Origin of the sequence: uncultured Sphingomonas sp. (assembly GCF_964250165.1) — a bacterium.
Taxonomy (GTDB): Bacteria; Pseudomonadota; Alphaproteobacteria; order Sphingomonadales; family Sphingomonadaceae; genus Sphingomonas.
Window position 1 is genome coordinate 19,305 of the sequence record NZ_CAXUEK010000018.1, and the last position, 8,125, is coordinate 27,429.

General features: G+C 71.0%; 8 protein-coding genes. 3 read left to right on the forward strand and 5 right to left on the reverse strand.

What is annotated here, in order from left to right:
- Positions 1-76: 76 nt before the first annotated feature.
- Genes ACFE64_RS05935 through ACFE64_RS05950 form a run of 4 tightly spaced genes read right to left on the reverse strand, consistent with a single transcriptional unit; the run spans position 77 to position 3,957 of the window.
- Entirely contained in the window at positions 77-547 is a 471-nt protein-coding gene (locus ACFE64_RS05935; protein ID WP_375391535.1) for a hypothetical protein, read from the reverse strand.
- Entirely contained in the window at positions 544-1,653 is a 1,110-nt protein-coding gene (locus tag ACFE64_RS05940; protein ID WP_375391536.1) for a hypothetical protein, read from the reverse strand. The genes ACFE64_RS05935 and ACFE64_RS05940 overlap by 4 nt, the downstream gene beginning before the upstream one ends.
- A gap of 14 nt (positions 1,654-1,667) precedes the next feature.
- A complete protein-coding gene (gene ubiB / locus ACFE64_RS05945) occupies positions 1,668-3,206 on the reverse strand; it encodes a 2-polyprenylphenol 6-hydroxylase (RefSeq protein ID WP_375391537.1) in 1,539 nt (512 codons plus the stop codon).
- A 19-nt stretch (positions 3,207-3,225) separates the two neighbouring features.
- Positions 3,226-3,957 carry a class I SAM-dependent methyltransferase gene (locus ACFE64_RS05950; protein ID WP_375391538.1) on the reverse strand — a complete coding sequence of 244 codons (732 nt, stop codon included), beginning with the start codon at positions 3,955-3,957 and terminating at the stop codon, positions 3,226-3,228.
- An 87-nt stretch (positions 3,958-4,044) separates the two neighbouring features.
- On the opposite strand from ACFE64_RS05950, the gene mutM reads away from it, so the two are divergent.
- The 3 genes from mutM (at position 4,045) to dnaA (ending at position 7,024) form a co-directional block, all read left to right on the forward strand.
- Positions 4,045-4,860: a bifunctional DNA-formamidopyrimidine glycosylase/DNA-(apurinic or apyrimidinic site) lyase gene (gene mutM / locus ACFE64_RS05955; RefSeq protein WP_375391539.1), complete on the forward strand. Its 816-nt coding sequence runs from the start codon at positions 4,045-4,047 to the stop codon at positions 4,858-4,860.
- A 106-nt stretch (positions 4,861-4,966) separates the two neighbouring features.
- Complete coding sequence (gene rpsT, locus ACFE64_RS05960) at positions 4,967-5,230, forward strand: 30S ribosomal protein S20 (RefSeq protein ID WP_375391540.1); 264 nt, start codon at positions 4,967-4,969, stop codon at positions 5,228-5,230.
- Positions 5,231-5,677: 447 nt separating this feature from the next.
- Positions 5,678-7,024: a chromosomal replication initiator protein DnaA gene (gene dnaA, locus ACFE64_RS05965; RefSeq protein WP_375391560.1), complete on the forward strand. Its 1,347-nt coding sequence runs from the start codon at positions 5,678-5,680 to the stop codon at positions 7,022-7,024.
- On the opposite strand, the gene ACFE64_RS05970 is transcribed toward dnaA, so the two are convergent.
- Entirely contained in the window at positions 7,021-8,025 is a 1,005-nt protein-coding gene (locus ACFE64_RS05970; RefSeq protein ID WP_375391541.1) for a CAP domain-containing protein, read from the reverse strand. The two genes, dnaA and ACFE64_RS05970, sit on opposite strands and share 4 nt — an antisense overlap.
- Positions 8,026-8,125 lie beyond the last annotated feature (100 nt).

Sequence of the window (8,125 nt, forward strand, 5' to 3'; positions counted from 1 at the left end):
GCCTTGCGGGCGAGCCGGATCAGCTCGCACGCCTTGTAGGCGGCGATGCCGCCGCCGACGATCAGCAGGACGCGGCTCACCGCCAGCGCCGGCGGACGAGCCAGGCGATCGTCGCCGCGACCACCCCGGCCGTCAGCATGGTGCCAATCCAGCGCGTCGCCCCGCCATGCGCCAGCACCGCCGTCGGCAGGAAGGCGATCGGCACCGCGGCGACCAGGCCGCCCAGCCACCAGGCGGGCAGTGTCCTGGCGTGATCGGTCCGCGCCTCGGCGCCGCGCATCAGCGCCGCGAACAACAGCATGGTCGGCCCGACGACCAGCAGCCCGACCATGATGATGCCGCCGGTGATGAAGGTGCCGCGGGCGACCGCGAGCAGCGCGGCGCGCGGCGCCAGGCTGAACGGGGTCGCCGCGCCGGGGCCGCCGAATCGGCCCAGCACCATCTCCTCCGCCACGAACAGCGCCATGGCGCACAGCACCGGGACGCCGCCGGTGATCGCGGCGAACCAGTAGCGGGGCAGCCCCGGCAGCACACTCTCCTCGGTCATTGCACCGATCGTCGCACGATGATGCGCCGTCTGTCGAGGGCGGCGGCGAACAGATCGCGCAGGCCGTCCGGCGCGAAGGCGAGCCCCATCAGCAGCACCGGCGCGACGAGCAGCGCCCAGTAGAAGGTGTCGAGTCGCCCGGCGACGGCGAGCAGCGCGGCATAGGCCCAGGCGGTCGCAGCCGCCCGGGTGGCCAGCGGGTCCGCCCAGGCAGTCCAGCCGAACAGCGCCAGGCCGATGGCAGGCGCAGCGAGCGCGAGCGGCAGAAGGCTGAGCGCCGTCGAGGCCCGGACCGCCCGCACCACGAAGCCGGGGCCGAGCAGTCCGGCCCAGCCGGGCGAAGCGGGATCGGGCGGGCGGACGACCTGGGCAACGGCAAGGGCGTGTGCGGCGAGGAGCACGGCCAGCACCGCCAGTGCCGCAGCCCACGCGGCCGTCTGCCGCCGATCCCCGGCGCGCCATGCCGCCGCCGCCATGACCAGGAGGTATAGCGCCGCGGTCTCCCGGATCACGGCGGCGACCAACCCCCAGCCGACCGCCTCGCCCCAACGCTCGGGCCGCCAGCGCGCGAGCGACAGGGCGATCAACAGCCCCGCCCATATCTCGTGAAAGCCGGCGAGTTGCGCCTGCCACCCCGCCAGCGCGCCGGCGGCGAACAGCAGCAGCGCGACGACGCGTGCCAGCGGCCGGCGCAGCGCGGCCCGCAGGCGGAGGTGCCACGCGACGATCGTGCCCGCCGCCAGCGCATAGAGCAGCGCGCCGATCAGCTGCGGCGGCAGTACCGCCTGCACTACCGCCAGCGTCGGCAGGCGGAAGGTGACGAACGGGCGGAGCGGGTAACCGCCCGTCCTCAGCGCGTCGGCCGCCACCGCGTAATAATTGCCGCCGGCGCGCACGCCGTCGACGATCGCGGCGTAAAGCGCGAGGTCGCCCGGCCCCCGGTCGCCGCCCGCGCCGGATGCGGTCGGGTCGGGTGTCGCCAGCGCCAGCAGGGCGGCGAGCAACAGCGCTGCCAGCGCCGCCAACGCGAGTCGCGCCGCGCCCGGCGACAGCGTCGCGTAGCGCGACGGCTGCGTGAGCCAGACGGGCGGGAGCGCGCGACGCACGGGCGCCTAGCGCCTCACCACCAGTGGAGGGCCGCCACCGCCCCGCCGAACCCCGCCGCCGCACCGAGCCCGGCCGTCGCCGCGTAGCGCCAGCCGCCGAGCCGCACCGTCTCCACTGGCGCGAGCGGCAGGGGCGGGGGTGCGCCGCCCGGCGGCGGATAGCGCGCCTCGATGCGGCGAACGAGATCGGGCAGTCGCGCCAGCGTCTTCAGGTCGAGGATGATCCGATCGGCCAGCGCCGCCTCTGGCCCCAGCTCGGAGCGGATCCACTCGCGCACGAACGGGGCGGCGGCCTCCCACAGGTTGATCTCGGGATCGAGCGCGGTGGCGACGCCCTCCACCATCACCATCGTCTTCTGGAGCAGCAGCAGGTGCGGCTGCGTCACCATGTCGAAGTCGCGGGTGATCGCGAACAGGCCGTCCAGCATCATGCCGATCGACATGTCCTTCACGGCCAGGCCGCGCATCGGCTCGCCGACCGCGCGGAGCGCCGTGGCGAACTCGGCGACGCTGTGGTGCGGCGGCACATAGCCGGCTTCGAAGTGGATTTCCGCGACGCGACGGTAATTGCCCGTGATGAGGCCGTAGAGGATCTCCGCCAGCCAGACGCGGGCGCGCCGGTCGATGCGGCCCATGATGCCGAAATCGATCGCGGCGATCCTGTTGCCGGGGACGGCGAACAGATTGCCCTGGTGCATGTCGGCGTGGAAGAACCCCTCCGAGATCGCCTGGCGCAGGAAGGCGTTGATGAGCACCCGCGCCAGCCGGGCGGTGTCGTAGCCTGCCGCGATCAGCGCCGCGCGGTCTGACAGCTTGATGCCGTCGACCCAGTCCGTCGTCAGCACCCGCGCGCTCGATCGCCGCCAGTCGACCGCGGGGACCACGTAATCCGGCTCCGCCGTCATCGCGTCCGCGAGCTCGGAAGCCGACGCCGCCTCGCGCGTGAAGTTCAGCTCGCGCTGCGTCCAGCGGCGGAAGTTCTCCACCGTCAGCCGCGGGCGGAGCCGCGCCGCCTCGCCGCCCATCTTCTCCAGCTGCGCCGCGGCCCATTGATAGGTGGCGATCGCACGCTTGAACTCGTCCTCCACCTGCGGGCGCAGCACCTTGACCGCGACCGTGCGCCCGTCGGTGGTGATCGCGCGATGGACCTGCGCGATCGAGGCGGCGCCAACCGGCTCCGGCTCGATCGACCGGAACAGCTGCGCGATCGGCCGGCCGAGCCCCGTCACGATCGCCGCCTCGACGGTCGCGAACGGGATCGCGGGCAGCTGATCCTGCAGCCGCAGCAGGTCGCGTGCGGCCTCCTCGCCGACCAGGTCGGGCCGGGTGGCGAGCGTCTGGCCGAGCTTGATCGCGGCCGGGCCGATCGCCTGGAACGCGTCGGCATAGCGCGGCACCCGGGGCACGCGCGCGCCCAGCCGGGCGAGGCGCGCGAGGCGGCGGACGGAGGCGGGCGTGTTCGGGTCGCGCTCCACCCCGCGCAGCGCCCCGTGACGCGCGAGAATGCGGCCCCATTTCAGGAGGCGGAAGACATGGGTGGCGGCAGCGGTCACGGGCGGCGGCGGACCACGATCAGATCTTCCACCCCGAATGGATCGCAACCAGCCCGCCCAGGATCGGCTCCACCCGCGTCTGCGCGAAGCCGGCGGTGCGGATCATGCCCTCGAACGCCGGCATCGGCGGGAACCGGCGGATCGACTCGACCAGGTAGCGGTAGCTGTCGCGATCGCGCGCTAGCAATTGTCCCAGCCGCGGCACGAGGTGATGCGAATAGGCATCATAGACCTCGCCGAAGCCCGGCCATTCCACGGTCGAGAACTCCAGGCAGAAGAACCGGCCGCCGCGCCGCAGCACCCGATATGCCCCGCGCAGCGCTGCCGGGATGTCGGTCACGTTCCTGATGCCGAACGCGATCGTGTAGGCATCGAAGCTCTTGTCGGCGAAGGTCAGCTCTTCCGCATTCTGCTCGGTCCAGATGAGCCCCTCGGCGCGGCGCTTGGCGGCGCGCGCCATGCCGACCTCCAGCATGGCGGGATTGATGTCGGCGACCGTCACGTCGGCGCCGGCCCGGGCGAGCCGGAAGGCGATGTCGCCGGTGCCGCCGGCCATGTCGAGGATCGCCTCGCCGGCGCGCGGGTTCACCCGGCGCACGAAGCGGTCCTTCCAGAGCCGGTGCATGCCGCCCGACATGGCGTCGTTCATCAGGTCGTAGCGCCGCGCCACGCTGGCGAAGACGCTGCCGACGCGCGCGGTCTTCTCCTCCCGCGTCACGTCCTGGTAGCCGAAGGAGACGGTGTCGGTCATGGCGCGGCGCTGTAGCGGCGGCTTGTGGGGCGGGCAAACGCAACCTAGCTGCTGCACCCCATGCACGACCGTTCCGCAACCTAGATCGTGCCCGAGCTTCCCGAGGTCGAGACCACGATCCGCGGCCTCACGCCCGTGCTCGCCGGCCAGCGGCTCACCGAGGTCGAGCCGCGCCGCGCCGATCTGCGCAAGGCGATCCCCGTCGATCTGCGCCAGCGCCTGACCGGCGCGACCGTCACCGCGCTGGGCCGGCGGGCGAAATACGGGCTGATCGACACCGATCGCGGCGACACGCTCATCTTCCACCTCGGCATGTCGGGACGCTGGCGGGTCGACCCGCTCGAAATGCAGACCCACGACCATCTGCTCCTGACGACCGTGGCGGGCCGCCGTCTGGCGCTGAACGATCCGCGGCGCTTCGGCTTTCTCGACCTGCTCCGCACCGACGCGCTCGACGGCTATCCGCCCTTCGTCGCGCTGGGGCCGGAGCCGCTCGGGGCGACGCTGACCGGGAGCTACCTTCGCGGGATCCTGGCGGGCCGTACCGCGCCGATCAAGGCGATGCTGCTCGATCAGCGAATCGTGGCGGGGCTGGGCAACATCTATGTGTGCGAGGCGCTCCACCGCGCCCGCATCGCGCCGTCCCGCGCCGCCGGGCAGATCGCGCTCGCCCGGCTGGAGCGGCTGGCGGACGCGATCAGGGCGGTGCTCCAGGAGGCGATCGCCGCAGGTGGCTCGACGCTGCGCGACTTTGCGCATCCGGACGGCGCACTAGGCTATTTCTCCAAGCAGTTCCGGGTGTATGGCCGCGAAGGCAGGCCTTGCGACTGCGGCGGCACGGTCCGGCGGCGCGTGGAGGCGGGGCGGTCCACCTTCTGGTGCCCGCGATGCCAGAGGGTGTAGGCGCGCGCGGTTGACAGGAGACGCGCTTCGCCGGTAGGGCGCGCGCTTCTTCGGGCAAAGCTGCGCGCTTCTGCTCGCTCATCTTTTTGCCTGCTGAGGATTTCGAATGGCGAACACGCCGCAAGCCAAGAAGCGTATCCGTCGCAACCAGCGCCGCGCCGACGTGAACGGCGCGCGAGTCGGTCGCATCCGCACCTTCGTCAAGAGGGTGGAGGCGGCGCTCGCCGCGGGAGACAAGTCGGCGGCCTCGACGGCGTTGGCCGCGGTGCAGCCGGAACTGGCGCGCGGCGTGTCCAAGGGCGTGCTTCACCGGAACACCGCGTCGCGCAAGTTCGCCCGGCTGACCAAGCGCCTCACCGCGCTCGCCTGACACCTCGACCAAGGCATCGATCAACCCGCCGGGACCCGCTCCCGGCGGGTTTTTTGTCGTTCTCTCGATGCGGCAAGCTGCGGAATCGGGAAAGCTAGGATTTACCACGATTCGCGTTGAGCGGCTCGCCAGACGCTGGAGAAACCGCACAATATCAACGACATCTCGTTTTTACGAACGCATTTCCGCGGGTGATCGGCTGTCAATCCGCTTTATTTCAGAAAAGTGACCGGGTGCGGCCTTGTTCGACTCGTCCAGGCGTTCATAAACCGATCAGCGGCACCGATCGGTGCTGGCCAAGACAGCTTGATGGCAACGTCTGAACGGCCCTGACGGCTCGCGCCGGGGGCGTCGGAGGACGATGCGACAATCCGCCGGCGTCTCCTGGGCGTGGGCACGGGAGAGGTGTGCGTGGGACACGGGCCGGCGATCACGGGCGGGGAGGGCATGGAGCGGGCCTGGGCACGCATCCGCACCAACCTGCGCGAATCGGCCGGCGCCCGCCTGTTCGATCAATGGCTGAAACCGGTGACGCTCGTGCCGTCGGGCGACGACACCGTTCGCCTCGCATTGCCGTCCAAGTTCATGGCGGATTGGGTGCGCAGCCATTACGCCGACCGGCTGCTGCTGGAGTTTCGTCAAGAGCTTCCCGTCGTGCGCGCGATCTCGATCGAAGCGCGCCCGGCCGAGCCTCCGCCGACGCTGCTGGTCGCGGAGCCGGCCGCCGCCGCAGCGCCCGAGCCGGCTTCCGCCCAGCCGTGGCCGCCCGCGGTGCGGCCCCAGCTCGACGAGCGACTCAGCTTCGACCGCTTCGTCGCCGGCCCGTGCAACCAGGTCGCGCTCAACGCCGCCCGTGCGATCGCCGAGCCCGGCGCGCCGCGGTTCAGCCCGCTGTTCATTCATTCCCCGACGGGGCTCGGCAAGACCCACCTGCTGCACGCGATCGGCCAGGCCTTCCTGGCGCATCGCCCGGACGCCTCCGTGCTGTTCATGTCGGCCGAGCGATTCATGTTCGATTTCGTCCAGGCGGTCCGGGCGCGCGACACCTTCACGTTCAAGTCACGGCTGCGCGCCGCCGACCTGCTGATGATCGACGATCTCCAGTTCATTGCCGGCAAGGACTCGACGCAGGAGGAGTTCTTCCACACGATCAACGAGATCATGGCGGCGGGCAAGCGCCTCGCCATCACCGCGGATCGTTGCCCGCAGGCGCTGGACGGGGTGGAGGCGCGGATCGTCTCGCGGCTTGGGATCGGCCTGGTCGCAGACATCCGCGCGCCGGCGCTCGATCTGCGGCGGCGCCTGCTGGACTGCAAGGTCGCCGACGTCGAGGCCGACGTGCCGGCCGACGTGCTCGAGCTGCTCGCCGGCCGCATCACCGGCTCGATCCGGGAGCTGGAGGGCGCGCTCAACCGCGTCATCGCCTATGCCCATCTGACCGGCGAGGCGATCACGCTGGAGTTCGCCGTCGCGACCCTAGGCGAACAGCTGCGCGGTGCGCAGCGGCGGGTGACGATCGACGAGATCCAGAAGCTGGTCAGCCAGCATTTCGAACTCAAGCCGCTCGACCTCATCTCAGCCCGCCGCGCCCGCGCCGTGGCCCGGCCGCGCCAGATCGCGATGTATCTCGCCAAGCGGCTGACGACCCGCTCGCTGCCGGAGATCGGGCGCAAGTTCGGGGGGCGCGATCACTCCACGGTGATCCACGCGGTCCGCAGGGTCGAGCAGCTGCGCGACTCAGACCGCGAGATCGATGCGGCGGTGCGCGTCCTGCTGCGCGAGCTGGAGGGTTAGGGCACGACCCGGAAATAGTAGCTGTAGCTCTGCGTCTGGCCGTTCACGAGGACGCCGGTGATGCTGACGTCGTAATAGGTGTTGGCCTGCAGCCCGGCGACCGCCCATTGCAGGTTGTTGGGCAGGCCATAGCCGACATTGTCGTAGGTGACCTTGGACACCGTCATGGCGCTGCCGCCCCGCTGCGTGACGGTCACCCTGGCGCTGGTGAAATTGACGCTTGAGTTGGCCGCGCTGTTCGGGTTGCTGCTAGCGATCACCTCGAACGAGAGCAGCGCGGCGGTGTCGAAGTATTTCGCCGGATAATCCTGGTACGGATAGGCCACATAGGCCGGCAGCGTCCCGTTCGCGACGCCTGAGCCTGCTACCCCGAACACCTTTAGCGCGGCCGCGTCGCCGCGCGTCTGGGTCGGCGACGCGCCGACCACGCGGCCGTAGCTGACCGCGCCGAGGAACGGGTAAAGCAGCCAGCGCCGATGCCCGACGCTGTCGGCGACGATGTTGTTCAGCTCCGTCAGCCACCCCGCCATGATGGCGTCGTCGCTCATGAACGTCAGGCCGTTGCCGAATCCGGCGTACAGATTGCTCTGCCCCGACACCGTCGCCCCGAGCGTCGTGTAGCACTTCCATGTGGTGGGGGGTGTGTGGCTCAGCGTGTCGTTGGCGGCCTGCATCAGCGCGGATTGCTGTGCGCCCGCCTCGTCGGCGATTGAATAGGTGACGGCCGGCAGCTTGTGCAGCGCGCGGATGGTATTGAGCGACTGGAGCGCGGCCGCGGTGGCGGCGCTGGTCAGCTGGCCGGCCTGGCAGTTCGCGATGCTCGGCGGTGACGTGTAGAGCGCGGCGGCGCGCGACGCGAAGTCCGTGCCCGTGCCGGCGGTCGGCGTCGGGGTGGGCGACGGGGCCGGCGTCGGTGTCGGTGTTGGTGTCGGCGTCAGCGCGGGACTCGACCTGGCCGAAGCAGCCAAGCTCGCCGCGGCCCGACCGCTGACCCAGGCCACCCACCTGCCCAGAGGCGTAACCCGCGACCGCTGACTACCTGTTCGGCCCTGGGCGGATTCGGATGCGCCGACGGGTCGAGCGACTTTGGTTCGGTTAAAA

What these genes read in the sequence shown, in the direction of transcription:
- ACFE64_RS05935 (WP_375391535.1), bottom strand. Translation starts at nt 547, where the DNA reads ATGACCGAGGAGAGTGTGCTGCCGGGGCTGCCCCGCTACTGGTTCGCC.
- rpsT (WP_375391540.1), top strand. Translation starts at nt 4,967, where the DNA reads ATGGCGAACACGCCGCAAGCCAAGAAGCGTATCCGTCGCAACCAGCGC.
- dnaA (WP_375391560.1), top strand. Translation starts at nt 5,678, where the DNA reads ATGGAGCGGGCCTGGGCACGCATCCGCACCAACCTGCGCGAATCGGCC.
- ACFE64_RS05950 (WP_375391538.1), bottom strand. Translation starts at nt 3,957, where the DNA reads ATGACCGACACCGTCTCCTTCGGCTACCAGGACGTGACGCGGGAGGAG.